Origin of the sequence: Enterobacter sp. P82, assembly GCF_037053385.1 — a bacterium.
Lineage (GTDB): Bacteria > Pseudomonadota > Gammaproteobacteria > Enterobacterales > Enterobacteriaceae > Enterobacter.
In genome coordinates this window covers 1,253,223-1,277,141 of the sequence record NZ_JBALHX010000001.1, presented here as the reverse complement: position 1 = coordinate 1,277,141, position 23,919 = coordinate 1,253,223, and the positions used below count along the sequence as shown (strand labels likewise).

Sequence of the window (23,919 nt, the reverse complement as noted above, 5' to 3'; positions counted from 1 at the left end):
CCCCTCCGCAAAGAGGGGGAAGGCATTACAGTGCGGCGTACTTATCCAGCGTACGCACCAGCTGCGTCACAAAACCATATTCGTTGTCATACCAGGCGACGGCTTTCACCAGTTGCAGATCGCCCGCTTCCGTTACCTCAGTTTGCGTGGCATCAAATACCGAACCAAAGTGCGAACCGATCACATCTGACGACACAATCTCTTCATCGGTATAACCAAACGATTTATTTCCCTGTGTCGCCTTTTTCAACGCGGTATTGATCTCCTCAACCGTGACCTTTTTACCCAGAATGGCGACCAGTTCGGTGACGGAGCCGGTTTTAACCGGCACGCGCTGCGCGTGGCCTTTCAGTTTGCCACTCAACGCGGGGATGACCAGGCCGATGGCTTTCGCCGCACCGGTGGTATGCGGAATGATATTTTCTGCCGCCGCGCGTGAGGCACGAAGATCTTTTCCGCGAGGCCCATCTACCAGCGCCTGGGTACCGGTATAGGCGTGAATAGTTGTCATGGTACCGACTTTGATTTCAAAGGCATCATGCAGCGCTTTTGCCAGTGGGGCGAGGCAGTTGGTGGTGCAGGAAGCGACGGAAATGATGGTATCACTGGCGTCAATGGTGTCGTCATTCACGTTATAAACGATGGTTTTCATCTCTCCGGCAGGGGCAGAAATAAGCACTTTCTTCGCGCCCGCATCCAGATGCGCTCGTGATTTTTCTTCGGAGGTGTAAAAGCCGGTGCACTCCACAACGATATCCACACCTGCGGCTTTCCACGGAATATGCTTCGCCTCTTTTTCGGCGTATACCGCAATGGTTTTACCGTCAACAATCAGCGCATCTTCAGTGAAATCCACGCTCCACGGGAAACCACCGTAGTTGGAATCATGCCTGAGCAGATAGGCCAATACTTTGGGAGAGGTGAGGTCGTTGATGGCGACGACGGTGTTGCTATCCTGGGTTTCAAGAAGGCGGCGCAGTACAAGGCGTCCAATGCGTCCAAATCCGTTAATGCCAATTTTACTCATAGTGTTCTCCTGTGAACGTGTCGATACGACAGTTTGAACTCATCCAGGCTTAGACCATGACGGGCAGGGCGGCAATTGAAGATGCTTCATGCGTGAGGAAGTATTTGAAAAACCATACAGAAAAATTAATGAATTTTTAAGGAAAGGGGATTATGTTGACGCGATATCTGTTTTTTTCAGGAAATCCCATGCGCACTAAATATACAAGCCTGCAAATCGCTATTCACTGGCTGGTGTTTCTGTTGATCATCGTGGCTTATTGCGCGATGGAGTTTAAAGGTTTCTTCCCGCGTACCGCTCGGCCATTGATCAATATGATCCACGTATCATGCGGTATCACCATTCTGGTGCTGATGGTGACGCGTCTGCTGGTTCGTCTCAAATTCCGCGCGCCACCGATTCAACCGAAGCCAAAAGCGATGGTGACGGGGATGTCTCATCTGGGGCACCTGGTGGTGTACATGCTCTTCATTGCGTTACCGCTGATTGGTATTGTGATGATGTACAACCGGGGCAGCGACTGGTTTGCTTTTGGCATGGTGATGCCGCATGCGGCGGAATCCAATTTTGACTTGGTAGACGTGCTGAAAGAGTGGCACGAGACGCTGGCAAATCTGGGCTATTTTATGATTGGCCTGCACGCACTGGCGGCACTGATGCACCACTATTTCTGGAAAGATAATACCCTTCTGCGCATGATGCCGAAAAAGCGTCAATAAATGCGAAAACAGGCCGGGTAAGCGCAGCACCACCCGGCTTTTTTTTAGCGCAGCTGAGCACGCTCTTCAGTAGTTAACGCCAGCGCCTGCGTTGATCCGGTTTCAGACGATTTCACCGCGGCTTCCAGTACAGCCATTACCGCTAATGCCTCGACAGGATGAACAGGATTGGTGATTTCCCCAAGAATCGCATCGCGTACATTGATGTAATACTGGCGCTGATCGCCTTTCGGGGTCGCAATAGTCTGCTGAGCACTGTCTGCGCCAAAGAACACCATACTGTCGCTGTCTTCACCCCAGGTTTCACTGCCGGGAATCACCCCTGCGAGCAGCTGCGCTTCCTGCTGATCGATTCTGGCTTTTACCACGCTGCCCTTGTCCCCGTGGACCGTAAAGCGTGCAGTTCCGCCGGCAACCAGCATACTGGCATGCAGAATGACCTTATGTTCCGGATAATTTAAGACCACGTGTGCCCAGTCATTAACCTCAGCACCGTCGCGCAGTGTCGCGATATTCCCCTGTACTGACTGCGGCAGACCAAAGAGTTGCAGCGTCTGGTCGATCAGGTGAGGACCCAGGTCAAACCACAGACCGCTCCCGGGTACATTCTGCTCGCGCCAGCGTACGCGCACTTCAGGACGGAAGCGGTCAATATGCGACTCCAGATGTTTAATTTTGCCAAGCGTGCCTTGCTCAATTATCTGCTTAATGCCGAGGAAATCGCTGTCCCAGCGGCGGTTGTGGAACACAGAGAGCAGAAGCTGCTTTTCATCCGCCAGAGCGATCAGATCCCGGGCTTCCTGCATATCGAGCGTGAAGGGCTTATCCACGACCACATGTTTCCCTGAGTTCAGGGCCAGGGTCGCCAGTGGGGCATGTGTTGCATTGGGAGAGGCAATAACGACCAGATCGACATCCGGATGCTGAATGGCCTCTTCCGGTGTTGCAACCACCTGAACATCCGGAAGATCGCGTTTTACTTTTTCTTCATCACGAGAAGAGACGACCGCCAGCTTAAGTCCATTGACAGACTGGATCAGCGGAGCATGGAAGGTTTTGCCGACAAATCCATACCCGATCAGTGCAATGTTGATTGTTTTCACTTTACTCATGAACTTCTCCACATTAATTCGCGCAAACCGTGACCTGCAATGCGCTATGGTCCCCAAGCTCAGGCCAGGGACGATCTATAAACAGTTGTTGGATGTTGGATAACCCGGAAACCAGATACGGTTCGCAGCGATTGACTTTCAGGTGGTCGGCGACGATCCAGTGTGCATGGCTGGCGGCAAGCATCGCGCGCTTGACCTCCGCATCCGCTTCTGTACTGGCACTCAGACCGAGTTCGGCATGAATCGCGCACGCCCCGAGAATCGCGATATCCGCACGATAACGGGACAGTAGCGACAGGGTGGCGCTTCCGGCAAACAGGCGTTGCTTTTGGTCCCATTTCCCACCGAGCAGGATAAGGTCAATATTTTCCCGGTCGCTAAAATGCTGGGCGATATCCAGCGAGGTGGTGATAACGGTGAGCGGCCCCTGAAGAAAGGTGGCAACAGCCATCACCGTGCTTCCGGCATCCAGAAACAGGGTGGAGCCCGGTGGAACTGCCTGCGCGACCTGCTTCCCAAGACGCTGTTTGGCTTCAGGCAGCAACGTATTACGGCCCTGACGATTCATGGCGGAAAGATTAAGTGCAATAGCCCCGCCATGATTCTTCTGCGCCAGGCCCTGGTTTTCAAGGTCAGTCAGATCACGCCGGATGGTGTCTGCTGAAACCTGAAGCTTTTCTGCCAGTTCGGTGATACTGGCCTGGCCTTGCTCACTAATAATATCAAGTACATATCGTTGACGAGCGGTTTTGTGCATGAGGTAATCCTGCAAAATACTGCAATAGGTCGCATAATACAGCATTTCACCGCAGAGAGAAGCACAATGTTGTCATAAAGGTGCGCCAATGGGGTAATGGTTCAGGTGGGTGATTATTAAAATTTTATTAAGTGGTTATAAGTAAACGGTTTTAAATGTTAACCACATTGTTATTGTTATGTTTTATTTAATGATTTGGATTATGTAACTATCTCAGTGTGTTTGTGCGGTGTAATATTTTGCAAAATATAAATTTATAAAAATAAAATCACTTAAAATAGTTTATTAATAATCTATTATGCCGCCATGAAGGCTATCACTACTTAAATTGACACTTCTTTGAAAATCTTTGTGTCTGACCCGCGAAGAAATTAACGCAAAAATGTACATAGTGCGAATTAGGAATTTTCCTTAAATAACAGGGGGTTTATATGTTTCATTTGAAAGTCCATTTTCGAGGTTTTGTCCAGAAACCCCATGTTTTTTCTTACTTGTAACACCACATTAACATTGTGGGTGTAGTTGCCTATACCGCATTTTGTTATGCTGCTAACCAGTTTAAGAAATAAGTAAATTCTTAATTGAAATAAGTTGCAGACAGATCTCATCTCCAATGGAAATGGGTATGGGAGGTATTACCTAAAATTCAGAGAGGAAGCCAAATAAGATATTTGTCTAATTATCTATACCTCTTTTTGGGTATTTGTTTGAGTGTCGCTCAGAGTCAGGGAGATAAAATGACGGTATTGAGAAAATCTAAGTTACTTCGATATGCAGCCGCGATGGCACTATTTTCAATGGCTTTAAATACCGCTTGTGCCAATAGTGGACAGGTGGGGATTGCCCCGGTTTCCACAACAACATTAAAAGAAAGCATTCTTTTTGCTATCGATCGCGATCCGTCAATTAGTCAGCAGGCCGCGCAATTAGGTATCGGTGAGGCACAAATAGATGAAGCGCGCAGCGGTTGGATGCCACAAATATCGTTAAACGGGAGTACGGGGCACAGCCAGACCACCGATTCCAGCGGGTCACTGAAGAATTCAGCCGCCTGGGGGCTGAGCCTGACGCAGCTGCTGTACGATTTTGGCAAAACCAATAACAGCATCAGTCAGTCTTCCGCCCAGCGTGATAGCTACCGCTATCAGCTGATGGGCACGCTTTCGGATGTGGCGGAAAAAACGGCGCTGAGCTATGTAGAGGTCAAACGCTATTCCGATCTTTTGCAGGCGGCAAAAGAGAATGTACAGGCGCTCAAGAACGTCGAACAACTGGCAAAACTGCGCGCTGAAGCAGGTGTGAGTTCCACGTCCGATGAGCTCCAGACCCGCACGCGTATTGCCGGCATGCAGGCGACGGTGGCTCAGTATCAGGCCGCTCTGAGCAGCGCACGCGCCAGGCTAGCGGTTTTAACCGGAATGCAGGCTGAGGCCTATTCGCCGGTGCCTGCGAATCTTGCCGTGGAGCCGGACTCGCTCAATCGCATCGATTATTCGCTGATACCGGCGGTGATGGCCGCGCAGAACATGGAACGGTCAGCTCAGTATGGCGTGGAAACGGCGAAGTCCCAGCACTGGCCGACGCTAAGTCTGAAAGGGGGGCGTACCCGTTATGAATCAGACAACCGTTCTTACTGGGACGACCAGATACAGCTCAACATTGATGCCCCACTGTATCAGGGGGGCGCGGTTTCCGCACGCGTTCGGCAGGCTGAAGGGGCACGAGCCATGGCCTCCTCTCAGGTCGATCAGGCGCGTTTCGATGTCCTGCAAAAAGCTTCCGTAGCGCAGGCGGACTGGACTGGCGCACGGGGAAGAATGGAAGCCGGGAAACAACAGCTGGAAAATGCACTGCGCGCCCGTGATGTTTATAAAAATGAATACACCCTGAGCAAGCGGAGCATTAACGATCTGCTCAGCGTTGAACAGGATGTCTGGCAGGCCACTTCAGCGAAAATAATCGCTGAGTATGATGGCTGGAGTTCGGCAATTAATTATGCTGCCGCGGTTGATAATTTAATGCCGCTTATTGGAGTAGAGAAAAACGTCGCCGCAAAACTACCCGATTTGAGTTAAAAAATACGCATATCGTTGCGAGAAATAAGTCTGAAAATAATGGGTGATTTTTCCCAGGGATAGCTACATCCATCTGGTGGACATATCCACAGGAATCCGTACACCTGCAAGGAGAAGAAAATGAGTAACATAAAGGTTGTTGATGTCATCATTCGCAAAACGGCGGAGAAAACGAAATTAACTGGCGAAGGAAATCTGTCGGTCTCTATTTCATCGCCAAGCGTGATTGAAATTCAGGGCTCTGCTCAGGATGTAGTGCGTTATGTCCGCCAGGGTAATGACCTCCTCATTTATATGAAAGATGGCAGCGTTATTCGTTGCAATAACTATTTTGTTGAAGATCCTGAAACGCATAATCAGTCAGAGCTGGTGTTCAACGATCGTCAGGAACTCACTCATATTTCTTTTGCCGATGCCGGGGATGCGTCAGGCGTTGCAGTAACTGAATTAACCGCGCAGGCCACACCGATTAGCAGCGTTGAGCCTTTCCTCGAGCAGGGAAGCGTTTTGAGCGACGCGCCGTGGGGCTGGATTGCGGGCGCTGCGTTAGGCGGTGGTGCCATCGGGGCACTGCTGGCTCACGGGGGAGACGGCGAAACCAAAACAAGGGTTGTTGATAATACCAAAGAGGTTGAAAGCGCAACGCCCACCTTTTTGCTGACAGATAAAGCGGGTGACAAGCAGGGGGTGCTGAGTGCAAAAGAGGTCACGGACGATAACACCCCAACCTTTAGTGGTACCGGCCAACCGGGCGCAACCATCCAGATCAAAGACAGCAGCGGCAGTACCATCGCCAGTGCAATGGTCGCTAAAGACGGTACCTGGACGGTAAAATTACCAACCCAGACCGACGGGGAGCATACCTGGTCGGTCGTGCAGATCGACGGCAGTAAAACCACCGCTGCGGGCAGTATTACCGTGACGGTTTCTACCGCCGATGCCTCTATTACGCTGGCCACCACGGCGGGCGATAACGTGCTTAACGCCAGCGAGCAATCCGAGGGCTTTACGCTTTCCGGTGCCAGCAAAAACCTGGCGCAGGGTACTGAACTCACCGTAACGCTGAACGGCAAAACCTACACGGCTGAAGTGGGCGCAGACGGCGCATGGCTCGTTAACGTGCCTGCAGCTGACGCGCAGGCGTTGGGCGACGGCACCTGGACGGTCAACGTGAGCGGTAAGGACGCGGCGGGGAACACCGTGAGCGGAAGCCAGACGATTGGCGTCGATACCACCGCGCCAACGCTGTCTGTTGATACCCTCGCGCAGGACAACATCATCAATGCAGCTGAGCACAACCAGCCGCTGACGCTGACCGGTAAAACCAATGCGGAAGCCGGTCAGATAGTCACCGTGACGCTGAACGGTAAAAACTACAACGCCACCGTGGCGGGTGACGGTACCTGGACCGTCACGCTGGCGGCGAACGACGTACAGGCGCTCAGCGAGGGTAATCACACCCTGACGGTGAACGTCAGCGATAAAGCGGGCAACGGCTCGTCTGTTACCGCAGATTTCACGGTTGATATCACCGCACCGGTTGTCACCATCAATACCGTGGCGGGCGACGATATTCTCAATACCAGCGAGCAGGGCCAGGCGCAGATGATTTCCGGCCTGGCGAACGGTGCAACTGCGGGCGATGTGGTCACCGTGACCCTTGGCGGCCAGACTTTCACCACCGTGGTGCTGGCGGATGGCAGCTGGAGCGTCGGCGTTCCTGCGTCCGTGTTGGGCGCACTGGGTGAAGGCAACCACACACTTTCGGTTTCCGTGACTGACGCGGCAGGCAACACCGGCAGTGCCACGCACGGCATTACGCTGAATGGACACCCGCCAGAATTTACGATTGACGCCATCAGTCAGGACAATGTTCTGAATGCTCAGGAGGCGATGCAGCCGCTGAGCCTGACCGGTACCAGCAATTTGCCGAACGGCAGCGCTATCACGGTGACGCTGAACAACGTTAACTATCAGGCGACCGTCGAAAACGGCACCTGGGCTGTGCAGGTACCGGTTTCCGACGTGCTGAATCTGGCGAACACGCTTTATACCGTCAGCGTCAGCGGTACCGACAGCGCAGGTAACAGCGGTTCTGCAGAAGCGAATCTGCTGGTGGATACTGTCCTTCCACAGGTCATTATCAATACGTTTGCGGGCGACAACCTGGTCAATAACACCGAAGCGGGCGTCGATCAAACCCTCAGCGGTCGCGTCACCGGCGCGGCGGCGGGCGATACCGTCTCCATTACCGCAGGCGGAAAGAGCTATACCGCAACGGTTGGCAGCGACCTGACCTGGAGGGTGAAAATCCCGTCAGTGGATCTTCAGGCGTTCGGCGACGGTGATTTAACCTTCAGCGCATCGGTGACCAATGGGCACGGCAATATCGGCACCGGCGAGCGTGATATCAACATCAACGCGGAGCTGCCGGGCCTGCGCGTGAACACCATTTCCGGCGATGATGTGATCAACGCCATCGAGCAGCAGCAGGATCTGAGCGTCACCGGCTCCAGTACTCATCTGGCAGCGGGGACGCAGATTGTCGTCACCATTAACAACGTCGAGTATGTCACCGCGGTTAACGCCAGCGGCAACTGGCAGATCGGCGTACCCGCGGCGGACCTTCAGGCCTGGACGGCGGGAGGTATGACGGTCAGCGTCAGCGCTGAAGATACCTGGGGCAACACCGTTGCGGCTGAACACCCGATCGAACTCGATCTGAACGCAGTGGCGGTCACCATTGATACCGTCTCCGGCGATGACCTGCTGAATGCGGCAGAAAAAGGCAGTGATTTAACCCTTTCCGGCCAGACACAGGGCGTGGAAGCGGGGCAGACCGTGGTGGTGAAATTCGCTGACCAGACCTTTACCGCGCAGGTGCAGCAGGATGGCTCCTGGAGCCTGGCCGTATCCGCCAGCGCCATGGAAACCCTGATCGACGGTCGCGCGCAGGTGAGCGTCAGCGTCACTAACGTCAACGGTAACAGTGCCGAGGCGTCGCGCGTGGTCACCGTAGATACTCAGCTGCCGACAATAACGATCGATAATCTGACCACCGACAACATCATCAATGCGGCAGAAGCGCAGCAGGATTTAGTGTTAAGCGGCAGCAGCAATGCTGAAGCAGGCCAGGTGGTCACTGTGACGATGAACGGTAAAACCTATCAGACCACGGTTCAGACGGACGGTACCTGGCAGTTGAGTGTACCCGCGGCTGACGTCGGCGCGCTGGCAGATGGCATTGTGACCGTGACGGCAACCGTGAGTGATGTGGCGGGGAACACCAGCAGTGCCGATCGCATTGGGCTGGTGGACGCGACCGTGCCGCAGGTGACGATTAACGACTTTGTCACCGATACCAACACCGTTAACCAAATCGCCCATTCACAGGCGCAGATCCTGAGCGGCTCCGTCACCGGTGCGGCTGCGGGCGACAGGGTAACCATCTCCATTAATAACGTGGATTACACCACCGTGGTCGATGCGGCAGGTCACTGGAGCCTGGGACTGCCTGCGTCAGTGGTGCAAGGTCTGGCTGACGGTACCTGGACGATTAACGTCTCCGTGACCGACCAGTCCGGTAATACCGGAAGCCATTCACTGGATGTGGTGGTGAATACCGTGACGCCTGTCATCGGCATCAACACGCTGGCGGCGGACGATGTGATCAATGCTACAGAGAAAGGCGAAGATCTGCTGCTCTCCGGCACCAGCAACCAGCCGGAAGGCACCACCGTTACGGTGACCCTGAACGGCATTCACTACACAGCCACTACTGACGCCAGCGGAAACTGGAGCGTCACCGTGCCGGCTTCCGCGGTGAGCGCGCTGGGTGAAGCCCATTACACCGTGACGGCGGACGTCACCGACAGTGTGGGTAACAGCGCGTCAACCTCACACGACGTGCTGGTGGACAGCTCGCTGCCGGCTGTCACGATCGATACGCTGGCGGGCGACAACATCGTTAACGCAGCGGAAGTGGCGGCAGGGCAAACCCTGACCGGTAAGGTAACGAACGCGGCGTCAGGTGACACTGTCACTATTATCCTGGGCGGCCAGACATACACCGCTACCGTGCAGGACGATCTGACCTGGAGCCTGCCGTTAAGCGAGAGCCAGCTGACCGCGCTCGGCAACGGCGACCTCACCGTATCCGCCAGCGTCACCAACGCGCACGGTAATACCGGCTCTTCTTCTCTCGACTTCACCATCGACGCCCAGCTCCCGGGACTGCGGATTGATACCGTGGCGGGTGACGACGTGATTAACGTGATCGAGCACGCTCAGAACCTGATTGTGTCCGGCACCAGCACCGATCTGGCCGCGGGCAGCATCGTCACCGTAACCATTAACGGCAACACTTATTCTGCAACCGTGCTGGCGGACGGTTCCTGGCAGGCGGCGGTACCGGCGGCGGATGTATCTCAATGGGCGGACGGTTCGCTGAAGATCACAGCAAGCGCACAGGATACCTCCGGTAATCCGGTCGCTATCGGGACTGTCGTGGATGTCGATCTCGCACCTGTGGCTATCACCATCAACAGCGTGACCGATGACAACGTGCTCAACACGGCGGAAAAAGGCCAGGATCTGGTGCTGTCCGGCACCTCATCCAACGTTGAAGCGGGTCAGACCGTAACCATCACCTTCGCGGGTAAAACGTATACCACCACGGTGGATGCCAACGGGGACTGGACGTACACCGTACCGGCAGCCGATTTGAGCGGCCTGAAAGACGGTGACGCCAGCGTGCAGGTCAACGTCACCAATGCGAACGGTAACGCGGCGTCTTCGGCGCAGGAATTCAGCGTCGATACCACCGCGCCGACGGTGACCATCAACACCATCAGCCAGGACAATATGCTGAACGCGGCCGAGGCGGCTCAGGATCTGACCCTGAGCGGCACGTCTACTGCCGAAGCAGGCCAGACGGTGACCGTGACCTTCAACGGCAATCAGTACGCTGCGCAGGTGCAGGCCGACGGTAGCTGGACGCTGGACGTCCCGGCGGTGGACATGGCAGGCATCACCGACGGCAATGCGGCGGTCACGGCGACGGTGTCCGATAAAGCAGGCAACCCGGCCAGTGCGGGTGCTTCTGTGCTGGTTGACACCACCGTACCGCAGATTACCTTCAATATCGTCGCGGGCGACGACATCGTGAATATTGCCGAGCACGGCCAGGCGCTGATTGTTTCCGGTAAGGTTACGGGGGCACAGGCGGGCGACGTGATTACCGTGACCCTGAACGGTAAAGACTACACCGCGATGCTGGATGCGTCCGGAAGCTGGAGCGTGGGTGTTCCGGCGGCGGACGTGAGCGTGCTGGCTAACGGCGACCAGACAATATCGGCGACCCTCACCGATAAAGCGGGCAACAGCACCACTGCCACGCATGATTTTGACGTCTCCCTGACCGCACCGGTTATCGCCATCAATACCCTGGCGGGTGACGATGTGATCAATGCGGCAGAGAAAGGTGAAGATCTGCTTCTTTCCGGTACCAGCAACCAGCCGGACGGAACCACCATTACGGTGACGCTGAACGGTATCAATTACAGCGCCATTACTGACGCCAGCGGTAACTGGAGCATCACCGTTCCGGCGGCAAACGTCTCTGCGCTGGGAGAAGCAAGCTACGTCGTGGCGGCGAGTGTAACTGACGCCGCAGGCAACAGCGCGAGCACCAGCCACAGCGTACTGGTCGACAGCGCGTTGCCGCAGGTCACCATTAACCCTGTTGCTACGGACGATGTTATTAATGCAGCGGAAGTGGCTGCCGGGCAGACCCTGAGCGGCAAAGTGAGCGGCGCAGCGAGCGGTGACACTGTCACTATTAGCATCGGCGGAAATACGTATACGGCGACGGTTCAGGACGATCTGAGCTGGTCGGTCAACGTGCCGTCTACGGTCTTAACCGCCATCGGTAACGGCGAGCTGACCGTGTCAGCCAGCGTCACCAACGGCCACGGCAACACCGGAACAGTCGAGCGCGACATCACCATTGATGCCAACCTGCCGGGCCTGCGCGTTGATACCGTAGCCGGCGACGATGTGATCAACAGCATCGAGCACGCTCAGAACCTGATTATCACCGGCTCCAGCGAGGGCCTGGCAACGGGTGCGGTGTTAACCGTGACCGTCAACGGCAAAACCTACGCGGCGACGGTGCTCGCTGACGGCACCTGGGCGGCGGCCATTCCGGCGGCAGACGTCAGCGCGCTGAATGCTGGCACGCTCACTGTGACCGTTGAAGCCCAGAGCGCAGCGGGTAACCCGGTTTCTATCAGCCATGACGTGAAGGTGGATCTGGCGGCAGTCGCCATCAGCATTGACCCGATTGCCACAGACGACGTGATTAACGCGGCGGAGAAAGGCGCGGACCTGGTGCTGTCCGGCAGCACCACTAACGTGGAAGAAAACCAGACCGTCACCATCTCATTTGGCGGTAAGTCTTACACCGCGACGGTGGATGCGGACGGCAACTGGACGGCGACCGTACCGTCTGCCGATTTGGGCAGCCTGAAAGACGGCGACGCCAGCGTGCAGGTAAGCGTCACCAATGTGAACGGTAACAGCGCGTCGGCGGGCCGCGAGTACAGCGTGGATGCAACCGCACCGACGGTGTCTATCGAAATTATCAGCGATAACAACATCATCAATGCGGCCGAAGCGCAGCAGGATCTTGTGATTAACGGTGTGACCAACGCCGAAGCGGGCCAGACCGTTACCGTCACGCTGAACGGCGCGAATTACACCACCACCGTGCAGGCAAACGGCAGCTGGAGTGTGACCGTACCGTCTGCGGATCTGGGGGCGATTGCCGACGGCAACTATACCGTCAGCGCCGCCGTGTCTGATAAAGCGGGTAACCCGGCCTCAGCGGATCGCGATGTGCTGGTTGATACAACCGTACCACAGCTGACCATTAATACCGTTTCTGACGATGACGTGATCAACAGCGCCGAGCATGCGCAGGCATTGATTGTTACCGGCTCTGTGACCGGCGCGGCGGCGGGCGATGTGGTCACCGTCACCATCAATAACAAATCTTACACCGCCACGATCGACGCCGCTGGCAACTGGAGTGTGGGCGTGCCGGCAGCAGATGTTACGGCTCTGGCCGCCGGGGATTACACCATCACCGCGGCGCTGACGGATAAAGCGGGCAACAGCAACAGCGCCACGCACAGCGTGGAAGTCAACCTGACCGCACCGGCGCTGACCATTGACACCGTTTCCGGTGACGATGTGATCAATAGCACCGAGAAAACGCAGGATCTGATCCTTTCCGGTACGGCGTCCGGGCTGGCTGCAGGCGCGGCCGTGACCGTGATGCTCAACGGCAAAGTTTACAGCGCTACGGTTGATAGCAACGGAAAATGGACCACGACCGTTCCGGCTAACGAGGTGGGGCAACTTGGCGAGGCGCTTTACACCGTTACCGCATCGGCAACGGATAGCGTCGGCAACAGCACCAGTACGTCGCACACCGTGAACGTGGAGTCCGTATTGCCGGGCGTGATTATCAACACCGTTGCGGGCGACGACGTGATCAACGCTGCTGAGCTGGCAGCCGGCCAGACCATCAGCGGCAAAGTGGTGAATGCCGAAGCGGGCAACACCGTGACCGTGACGATTGGCGGTAACAGCTACACCGCAACGGTGCAGAGCGACCTGACCTGGTCCGTTAACCTGCCGTCCGACGTTCTGACCGCGCTGGGTAACGGCGATCTGACTGTGACCGCTAGCGTCACAAACGGCGTGGGTAATAGCGGAACGGGCGAGCGCGATATTGCTATCGACGCTAACCTGCCAGGCCTGCGCGTGGATACCGTAGCGGGTGACGACGTGATCAACAGCATCGAACACGGGCAGAATCTGATTATCACCGGCACCAGCGACGGGTTGGCGACTGGCGCGGCGTTGATCGTGACCGTTAATGGCAAAACCTACCCGGCTATCGTGCTGGCTGACGGCTCCTGGAGCGCGGCGATCCCGGCGGCAGACGTGGGGGCACTGGCTGCAGGCACGGTCACGGTGACCGTTGCAGGCCAGAGCAGCGCCGGTAACCCGGTCTCCATTAGCCACGATGTGACGGTGGACCTGGCAAACGTCGCCATCAGCATTGACGCCATTGCCTCAGACGATGTGATCTATGCGGCTGAAAAGGGCGCGGATCTGGTGCTCTCCGGTGCGACTACGAACGTGGAGGAAAACCAGACCGTCACCATCACCTTCGGCGGCAAGAGCTACAACGCGACCGTTGGCGCTGACGGCAAATGGACCACCACGGTGCCCGCCGCCGATCTGACCAACCTGAAAGACGGCGATGCCAGCGTGCAGGTGAGCGTGACCAACGTGAACGGCAATAGTGCATCGGCGGGTCGCGAGTACAGCGTGGATACCACCGCGCCCTCCGTGACTATCAATACGCTTGCGGCTGACGACATTCTGAATGCGACAGAGGCTCAGGCTGACCTGACCGTGTCCGGCACCAGCACCGCCGAAGCAGGTCAGACGATAACGGTGTCACTGAACGGCAAAGACTACACCACAACCGTGGGCGCTGACGGCGGCTGGACGCTGAACGTCCCGGCGGCGGATGTTGCGGCGCTGAAGGACGGCAGTGTGACCGTCACCGCATCGGTAAGCGACAAAGCGGGTAACCCGGCATCGGTTGATCACAACCTGACGGTGGACGTCACCGTGCCTGCAGTGACCATCAACACTATCGCTGGCGACGACGTGATTAACGTGGCTGAACACGCGCAGGCGCAAATCATCAGCGGCTCCGCCACCGGCGCGGCAGCAGGTGATAAGGTGACCGTCACGATTGGCGGGCAGACTTACACCACCGTGCTGGATGCGGCGGGTAACTGGAGCGTTGGTGTACCGGCGAATGTAATTTCCGGCCTCAGCGACGGCACCGTTACGGTCACTGCGTCAGTTACCGACGCAGCGGGGAACACGGGCAGCGGCACCCATAACGTGACCGTCGATACCGGCCTGCCGTCGGTTAACTTCAATGCCATCAGCGACGATAACGTGCTGAACGCGGTGGAAAAAGGTCAGGATCTGAGCGTCAGCGGCACCAGCGCCAACCTCGCGGAAGGCACCGTGGTGACCGTGACCCTGAACGGTAAAAACTACACGGCCACCACGGCGGCAGACGGCACCTGGAGCCTGACGGTACCGGCGGCGGATCTCACTGGTCTGGGCCAGGCCAATTACACCCTGAATGCGACCGCCACCAACGGCGTGGGCAACAGCGTGAGCAACACCGCGAACCTGCTGGTGGACACCGCGCTGCCGACCGTCACCATCAATACCGTGGCGGGTGATAACGTCATCAACGCGGCGGAAGTGGCTGCAGGTCAAACCCTGAGCGGTTCGGTGGCAAATGCCGAAGCGGGCAATACTGTCACCGTTACTATTGGCGGCAACAGCTACACCGCAACGGTGCAGAACGATCTGACCTGGTCCGTGAACGTGCCGTCTGACGTGCTGACCTCGCTGGGCAACGGTAGCCTGAACGTAACGGCGACCGTCACCAACGGTCATGGCAACACCGGAACCGGCGAGCGCGGTATCACCATCGACGCTAACCTGCCGGGTCTGCGCGTGGATACCGTGGCGGGTGACGATGTCATCAACAGTATTGAACATACGCAAAACCTGATCGTCACTGGCTCCAGCGACGGGCTGGCGGCAGGTACGGCGCTGACCGTCACCGTCAACGGTAAAGACTATGCGGCCATGGTGCTGGCGGACGGCACCTGGAGTGCGGCGATCCCGTCCTCCGACGTGAGCGCGTGGTCGGAAGGCACCGTCAAAATCAGCGTTACCGGCGACAGCTCAGCGGGCAACCCGATTACCATCAGTCACGATGTGACGGTGGATCTGGCGACCGTTGCCATCAGCATCAATGCCATCGCCACCGATGATGTGATTAACGCGGCGGAGAAGGGCGCGGATCTGGTGCTGTCAGGTGCAACCACCAACGTGGAAGCCGGGCAGACCGTGATCCTGAGCCTGAACGGCAAAATCTATACCACCACCGTGGACGACAGCGGTAACTGGACCTACTCCGTACCATCTGCGGATCTGGCACACCTTAAGGATGGCGATGCCAGCGTGCAGGTGAGCGTCACCAATGTGAACGGCAACAGCGCCTCGGCGGGCCGCGAGTACAGCGTGGATGCTACCGCGCCGTCCGTGACCATCAATACGCTTGCGGCTGGCGACATCCTGAATGCCACCGAAGCGCAGGCTAACCTGACCGTGTCCGGCACCAGCACCGCTGAAGCGGGTCAGACGGTGAACGTGAGTTTGAACGGTAAAGAGTACACCACAATCGTGGGCGCGGATGGCGACTGGACGCTGAGTGTTCCGGCGGCGGATCTGGCCGCGCTCGGCGACGGCAGCGTCACGGTGACGGCGAGCGTCAGCGATAAGGCGGGTAACCCGGCGTCGGTTGATCACACGCTGACGGTGGACGTGACCGTGCCAGCGGTGACCATCAATACCGTGGCGGGCGACGACGTGATTAACATCACTGAGCACGCTCAGGCGCAGATCATCAGCGGCTCCGCCACCGGTGCGGCAGCGGGTGATAAGGTCACCGTCACGATTGGCGGACAGACTTACACCACTGTGCTGGATGCGGCGGGTAACTGGAGCGTGGGCGTACCGGCGAATGTGATTTCCGGCCTCAGCGACGGCACCGTAACCGTTACTGCGTCAGTCACCGACGCGGCGGGCAATACCGGCACCGGCACGCATAACGTGACCGTCGATACCGGTCTGCCATCGGTCAACTTCAACGCCATCAGCGACGATAACGTGCTGAACGCGGTGGAAAAAGGTCAGGATCTGAACGTCAATGGAACCAGCGCCAACCTGACAGAAGGTACTGTAGTTTCCGTGACCCTCAACGGTAAAAACTACACCGCCACCACGGCGGCGGATGGCAGCTGGAGCCTCACGGTTCCGGCGGCGGATCTTGCCGCGCTGGGCGAAGCCAACTACACCCTGAGCGCGGTAGCGACCAACGCCGTGGGCAACAGCGTCAGCAACACCGCGAACCTGCTGGTCGACACCGCGTTGCCGACCGTTAGCCTCAACACCATTGCGGGTGATAACGTCATCAACGCGGCAGAAGTGGCTGCGGGGCAGACCATTAGCGGCAAGGTAGCGAACGCGGAAGCAGGCAATACCGTCACCGTATCCATTGGCGGCAACACGTACACGACAACCGTGCAGAGCGATCTCACCTGGTCCGTTAACGTGCCGTCCGACGTTCTGACCGCGCTGGGCAACGGCGATTTGACTGCGTTAGCTTCCGTCACCAACGGCCACGGCAACACCGGCACAGGCGAGCGCGAAATCGTTATAGACGCCAACCTGCCGGGTCTGCGTGTGGATACCGTGGCGGGCGACGACGTGATCAATAGCATCGAACACGGACAGAACCTGATCGTCACCGGCTCCAGCGACGGGCTGGCAGCAGGTACCACGCTGACGGTAACTGTTAATGGTAAAACCTATGCGGCATCGGTGCTGGCGGACGGCTCCTGGAGCGCGGCGATCCCGGCGGCAGACGTCGGGGCGCTGACAGCAGGCACGGTAACCGTGACCGTTGCAGGTCAGAGCGCGGCGGGCAACCCGGTAACGATCAGTCATGACGTGACCGTCGACCTGGCGGCGGTGGCTATCAGTATTGATGCAATTGCCACCGACGACGTGATTAACGCGGCGGAGAAAGGCGCGGATCTGGTGCTGTCCGGCAGCACCTCGAACGTGGAGGAAAACCAGACCGTTACCATCACCTTCGGCGGCAAGACTTACACCGCGAAGGTGGATGCCGACGGTAACTGGACCGCAACCGTGCCTTCTGCGGAGCTGGCGGGCCTGAAAGACGGCGATGCCAGCGTGCAGGTGAGCGTGACCAATGTGAACGGCAACAGCGCGTCTGCGGGTCGTGAGTACAGCGTGGACGCCACCGCGCCAACCGTGACTATTGATACGGTCGCAGGCGATAACGTGATTAACGCCAGCGAAGCGTCCGCAGGTGTGACCCTCTCCGGTACCACCACGGCGGAAGTCGGGCAGACGGTCAGCGTGACGCTGGGCGGTAAAAGCTACACCACGCAGGTACTGCAGGGCGGCATCTGGAGCGTGAACGTGCCGGGTACCGATCTGTCAGCTCTGACGGATAACGGCTACACCGTGCAGGTCAGCGTGAACGATGCTGCCGGTAACCCGGGCAGCGCGGGCAAAGCGATTACGCTTGATACCACGCCGCCAACCGTCAGCTTTAACGTTGTCGCGGGCGATAACGTCATTAACAGCGTGGAGCACGGACAGGCACAGATTGTTAGCGGCACGGCAACCGGTGCGAGCGTTGGCGATAAGCTGGTCATTACCATCGGTTCGAATCAGTACACCACTACCGTTGACGCCAGCGGTAACTGGAGCGTGGGCGTTCCGGCAAGCGTGATTTCCGCGCTCACCGACGGCACCGTGACCCTTAGTGCGACCATTACCGACAGCGCGGGCAACAGCAGCACCCAGACACACGATGTGGTGGTCAACACCGCGTCTGTGGCACTGACGGTTAACACCCTCAGCGGGGATGATGTGATCAATGCGTCTGAAGCCGGTTCGTCACTGGTGATTAACGGTTCCAGCGCCCAGTTCGCCAGCGGGACCCAGGTCACCGTGACCCTGAACGGCAAGAGCTATACGGCCACCATCCAGAGCGACGGCAGCTGGACGACCACCGTACCTGCCGCCGACGTGGGCGCGCTGGCCGATGGCGCGAGCTACCAGGTGTCTGTGTCGGCGCAGGACAGCGCGGGCAACAGCGCGTCGGCGACGCACAGCATCAGCGTAGATACCACGGCGCCAGTCGTGAGTATTGCGACGCTGTCGGGCGATGACATGCTGAACGCGGCAGAAGCGCAGCAGCCGCTGACGGTGCATGGTTCGTCCAGTGCAGAGGCGGGTCAGACCGTCACCGTGACGCTCGGCGGGAAAACCTACACTGCAACCGTAGCTAACGATGGCACCTGGACGCTCGACGTGCCGGCAGCCGATCTGGCTGCGTTGAGCCAGGGCGCTCTGACCTTGACCGCATCGGTCAATGACAAAGCCGGTAACAACGGCCAGACCACGCACACGTTAACGGTCGATACCGTCGCGCCAACCGTGACCATCAGCACCGTGGCCGATGACGATATCGTCAACAACGCAGAGCAGCTGGCGGGCCAGACCATCCGTGGCACAACCACAGCGGAACAGGGGCAGACGGTGACCGTCTCCTTCAACGGACATAGCTATCAGGCGACCGTCGGGGCAGATGGTTCGTGGTCGGTCTTCGTGCCGGGACGTGATTTCCTCGGTCTGAGCGACGGGGATTACACGATTACCGCCTCGGTGAACGATAAGGCGGGTAACCCGGGAAGCGCCACGCACGACGTGACGCTGAACGGCGATGTCCCAACCATCACCATTAACACCTTTGCGCAGGACGATATCGTCAACGCCGCCGAGCACGGCACGCCGCTGGTTGTCAGCGGCACCACCGACGCCCCGGCGGGCCAGACGGTGACCATCACGCTGAATGGTAAAACCTATGCGGCGACCGTGCAGGCGGATGGCAGCTGGAGCTATACGGTCGGCAGTGCAGACGTGACCGCGCTGGCAGACGGCGGTTCGTACGTGATTAACGCGCAGGTGAGCAACGCCATCGGCAACAGCGCCAGCGAAAACCACAGCGTTACCGTGGATCTCACCGCGCCGTCGATGGGCATCAGCATTGATTCGCTGCAAAATGACACTGGCCTGAGCGCGAGTGATTTCATCACTAACGATAATCAGGTGGTGGTGAATGGCTCGCTGACCGCGCAGCTCGGCAATAACGAGAAGGCGCAGATCAGCCTTGACGGCGGGTTAACCTGGATTGACCTGACGGTGACGGGTACCACCTGGCGCTACACCGATGGCCGCAGCCTGACGGACGGAACGTATCAGTACCAGGTTCGCGTGATCGATAACGCGGGTAACGTGGGGGCAACGGACAGCCAGGACGTGGTGATTGATCTGACGAAGCCTGCGGCAACGACCATTACCGTGGATTCCATCACTCAGGATACCGGTCTGTCCGGCAGCGACTTTATCACCAGCGACAACCAGATCAGCCTGAAAGGGACGCTTGGCGCGGCGCTGGGCGCTGGCGACCACGCGCAGATCAGCCTCGACGGTGGCGTTACCTGGACAGATGTGAGCATCAGCGGCCTGAGCTGGACCTATGTGGATGGGCGTACCCTGGCCGACGGGGATTACAACTACCAGCTGCGCGTGATTGACGACGCGGGCAATATCAGCGCCACCGCCAGCCAGGTGGTGACCATTGATACGGTGGCACCGGACGCCAGTAAAACGATCGCCATCGACAGCATCAGCGACGATACCGGCCTGAGCAGCAGCGACTTTATCACTCGCGACACGTCCCTGACGCTGCACGGCTCGCTCGGCGCGACGCTTGCGGACGGCGAGTATGCCCAGATCAGCATCGACGGCGGTGTGACCTGGCAGAACGTGATTGTCACCGGCAACAGCTGGTACTACGTGGACGGCCGCACGCTGGGTAACCAGACCTATGACTACTATGTCCGCGTGGTAGATGCCGCCGGTAACGTGGGGGCCAGCGCCCATCAGCAGGTGACTGTCGATACGGTCGCCCCGGATGCGGCCATTACGGTGACCGTGGATAACATCACCGTGGATACCGGCTTCGACAATAACGACTTCCTGACCAGTTCGACCTCGTACACGCTGCACGGAACGCTCGGCGCAGAGCCTGGCGCGGGTGAATTCGTGCAGGTGAGCATGGACGGCGGCAGCACCTGGGTGTACGCCACCGTAAGCGGTACGCAGTGGAGCTACAGCGACACCCGTACCCTGACCGACGGTAGCCATAACTATCAGGTGCGGGTCGTCGACCAGGCGGGGAACGTTGGGGCAACCACCTCGCAGGCGGTAACGGTGGATACCCAGGCGCCGCAGTACGGCATCACAGTTGACAGCATCAGCGAAGATACTGGCCAGTCCGGCAGTGACTTCATCACCATGGACACCACGCTGACCATCAACGGTTCGCTGGGCAGTGCGCTGGCAAACGACGAGCGCGTGCAGATCAGTCTGGACGGTGGAAACACCTGGCTCGATACCACGGTCACCAACCAGCGCTGGAGCTACACGGATACCCGCGTTCTGCCTGATGGGGACTATACCTACCAGGTGCGGATTATTGACCAGGCGGGCAACGTGGGTTCCACCGCCTCTCAGGTGGTGACGGTGGACACCACGCCGCCAACCACGGTAGGCACGGTAGTGAGCTATACCGATGGTGAAGGCGAGCGTCAGGGCACCTTTGGCAGCGCGGTGGCAACAGACGATAACTCGCCGCTGATCAACGGGACGCTTAACCGCGCTCCGGACGACGGTGAAATTGTGCAGCTCTATCGTGACGGGGTCCTGCTCGGTCAGGTGACCATGAACGGCAGTGCCAGCTGGTCCTTCCAGGACAACGGCCTGAGCGACGGCAATCACACCTACATTGTGCGCGTCACCGACAAAGCGGGTAACTACACGGAATCGGACGGCTTTGTGCTGAACGTTGATACCAGCATCCCGACCACCACGGCGGCGATTACCGCGCAGACCACATCGGATACCACGCCGATTGTCAGCGGTACCGTCTCTGCCGATCTGGTGAACGGCGAATACCTGGTGGTAACGGTGAACGGCAAAACCTACACCTCCCAGACGGGCGGCGCGGTAGTGGTCGACCCGGATCACAACACCTGGTATCTGCAGATCCCGGACGGCGATGCGCTGAGCGTGTCGAGCTACAGCGTGACGGCGCAGGTGAAGAGCAGCGCGGGTAATGGCAATACCACGGGTACAGCGACCGGTAGCCTGGTGATTGATACCACTTCGGTGAATACCGACTGGGCAACCACGGCAGGGAACAGCAACAACTCCACCATGATCCTCGGCATGAACAGCAGCGGTCTGTGGAATATCATTGCTAACGGCCAGTCTTACTCCAGCAGCGATAGCTCGAGCTATGCCGGAAATACGCTGACCAACACCCGTAATTACTACATGGTGAGCCAGACCGCCGCCGACTTTGACCGTAACGGCACGCAGGATATTTTCGCGACGGAGAACACCTACTCAGGCTCAACGCAGGTGATGTGGACCTACGATGGCAGTACCTATAACGCCAGCCAGCTGGCGGTGGGGACCACCATCTGGTTCGGCGGTGTGATTGCGTACGACAAAACCGGCGATGGCTATCTTGATCTGGCGTACGGCGACTCCGGAGCTGACTCTATCACCTATTTGATCAATAACAATGGGGTACTCTCGCCTGATGGTACCTACGGCGGTGCGGGATTCTGGGGGCAATTCACTACCATGCGTGAAATCTCCGGCGTCGATATTAACAATGACGGCACCGTGGATGTGGTTCAGCACACCAACCGCAGCGGCGCGAACTCGTTAACCGTGATCAACAACAACGGTAACGGCACGCTCTCCATCGGTCAGAACCTGACCAACGTGTTTGTGACTAACGCCTCGAATACCACCACGGCGGCATCCATGACGTGGGCGGACTTCAACGGCGATGGCTACATGGATCTGTACCTGGGCAGCAGCTACAACAACAACGGAGGGGTGATCTACTACAACGACGGCACCGGGAAACTCTCCACGACTAAGAGCGCGGTGGAAGCCTCTAACGCCACGGCAGGTTATCTGTCAGTGGCGGTGGACTGGAACGGCGATGGGCAGATGGACATCATCAAGCTCAGTACCTATGGCGCTTCACAGACAGCCACTCTGTTCACCAACAACGGTTACGGTTCCACCTGGACCTCAAGCCAGTTGGCGTCAGGACTGGCGAACGTCACCGGCGTGGCGGCCGTGGACTACAACTGGGACGGCGCACAGGATCTGCTGGTGTCTCAGCAGAATGGCAAGGTGGTGCTGGTACAAAACAGCAAAACCATTGCCGACGGTACCGCGATGCACCTGCACATTGTCGACAGTGAGGGCATCAACGCCTACTACGGCAACACGGTCAATCTGTATAACGCCGCGGGCGTGCTGGTGGCATCGCAGATCATCAACGCCCAGTCCGGTATCGGTTCGAACGATACCTCTGCACTGGTGAGCTTCTACGGGCTGGATCCGAATGAGACCTACTCGGCGGAGATTGTGAAGATCACCAACGGCGTGTCGGACAACGTCACCTGGAGCGGCCTGGAAGCGGGCAACGGCAAAGAGGGCTATGTCCTGACGGCCGAAGCCGCTACCGGCGGCCACAGTGGGACCATCACCGGAACCGGATATAACGACACCTTTATCGCAGAGAATGGCACCTATACCTGGAACGGTTCTGGCGGCTGGAATACCCATTCCGACTACGATACCTGGAGCAATACCGGCGGGATGGACGTGGTGGATTACCGCAACGCAACGTCCGGGATTACGGTTGACTTACGCCTCTCAACCGCCCAGGACACCGGGTTCGGTACGTCGCGACTGCTCAATATTGAAGGGATTAACGGCTCGGATTACGACGACGTTATCACCGGCAACAGCGGTGATAACCGGTTCGAAGGACGCGGCGGAAACGACACCTTCAACATCGGCAGCGGCGGTCACGATACGTTGCTCTATAAGTTGATCAACGCGTCGGATGCCACGGGCGGTAACGGTCACGATGTGGTAAACGGCTTTACGGTAGGGACGTGGGAAGGGACCGCGGACACGGATCGTATTGACCTGCGCGATCTGCTCTCCGGCAGCGGCTACACCGGCACGGGCTCGGCGAGCTATGTGAACGGCGTGGCCACGCTGGACAGCAGCGCGGGCAATATCAGCGATTACATCCGCGTGGTGCAGAGCGGCAGCAATACCGAAATTCAGGTGGATCTGGACGGTACCGGCGGTCAGTTCACGCCAACCACCCTGGTGACACTCAACGGCGTACAGACGGATCTGGCGACGCTGCTGGCGAATCATCAACTGTTAATTGCGTAAAACAACGCCGCGGGGAGCGATCCTCGCGGCTTTTTGCGTTTCTTTACAGGAATGGTAATAACCCTATATTTCACAAGATTATTTTGCGGGCTCGTTTAGAGAA

General features: G+C 57.9%; 6 protein-coding genes. 3 read left to right on the top strand and 3 right to left on the bottom strand.

Features of this window, described 5'->3' with window-relative positions; translation table 11 throughout:
• Positions 1-25 precede the first annotated feature (25 nt).
• Complete coding sequence (gap, locus tag WB237_RS05885; protein ID WP_028017482.1) at positions 26-1,027, bottom strand: type I glyceraldehyde-3-phosphate dehydrogenase; 1,002 nt, start codon at positions 1,025-1,027, stop codon at positions 26-28.
• 188 nt (positions 1,028-1,215) lie between these two features.
• Here gap and cybB point away from each other — a divergent pair, with 188 nt between their 5' ends.
• On the top strand, positions 1,216-1,746 hold the full coding sequence (gene cybB / locus WB237_RS05880) for a cytochrome b561 (RefSeq protein WP_114977301.1): 531 nt from the start codon (positions 1,216-1,218) through the stop codon (positions 1,744-1,746).
• Between the two features lie 44 nt (positions 1,747-1,790).
• Here cybB and WB237_RS05875 read toward each other — a convergent pair whose 3' ends face one another.
• Both WB237_RS05875 and WB237_RS05870 read right to left on the bottom strand, forming a co-directional pair.
• Complete coding sequence (locus WB237_RS05875) at positions 1,791-2,858, bottom strand: oxidoreductase (RefSeq protein ID WP_336211367.1); 1,068 nt, start codon at positions 2,856-2,858, stop codon at positions 1,791-1,793.
• 13 nt (positions 2,859-2,871) lie between these two features.
• Positions 2,872-3,615 carry a DeoR/GlpR family DNA-binding transcription regulator gene (locus WB237_RS05870; RefSeq protein WP_114977299.1) on the bottom strand — a complete coding sequence of 248 codons (744 nt, stop codon included), beginning with the start codon at positions 3,613-3,615 and terminating at the stop codon, positions 2,872-2,874.
• Positions 3,616-4,412: 797 nt separating this feature from the next.
• Between WB237_RS05870 and WB237_RS05865 the strand changes: the two genes are divergently transcribed.
• Positions 4,413-5,690 carry a TolC family outer membrane protein gene (locus WB237_RS05865; protein WP_442892474.1) on the top strand — a complete coding sequence of 426 codons (1,278 nt, stop codon included), beginning with the start codon at positions 4,413-4,415 and terminating at the stop codon, positions 5,688-5,690.
• Between the two features lie 120 nt (positions 5,691-5,810).
• A complete protein-coding gene (locus WB237_RS05860) occupies positions 5,811-23,816 on the top strand; it encodes an Ig-like domain-containing protein (protein ID WP_336211362.1) in 18,006 nt (6,001 codons plus the stop codon).
• Positions 23,817-23,919: the final 103 nt, after the last annotated feature.